The organism is Halorubrum sp. SP9 (assembly GCF_005435015.1).
GTDB classification, from domain to species: Archaea; Halobacteriota; Halobacteria; order Halobacteriales; family Haloferacaceae; genus Halorubrum; species Halorubrum sodomense.
The window spans coordinates 1-234 of sequence record NZ_SGXU01000710.1 but is presented as its reverse complement, the minus strand read 5'-3'; the positions used below and the strand labels follow the sequence as shown (position 1 = coordinate 234).

At 65.4% G+C, this 234-nt stretch carries 1 protein-coding gene; it reads left to right on the top strand.

All coding sequences use genetic code 11. The features are described from left to right. The coding region (locus EXE45_RS19080) for an FAD-dependent oxidoreductase (RefSeq protein WP_158294369.1) at window positions 1-234 on the top strand (234 nt) is incomplete at both ends.

Genomic DNA, 234 nt, shown 5'->3' with positions numbered 1-234 from the left:
GGGAATCGAAACGAACGACGACGGGACGATCCACGTCGACACCCATTTCCGGACGACGAACCCCGATATCTACGCCGCCGGCGACGTGATCGGCGAGCCCGAACTGGAGACGGCCGCCGCCAAGGAGGGCAATCACGCCGTAAAGAACGCCTTCGGCAACGAGGGCGTCAGTATCGACTACGACGCGGTCCCGTCGGTCGTGTTCACCAGCCCCGAGGTCGCCTCGGTGGGGAC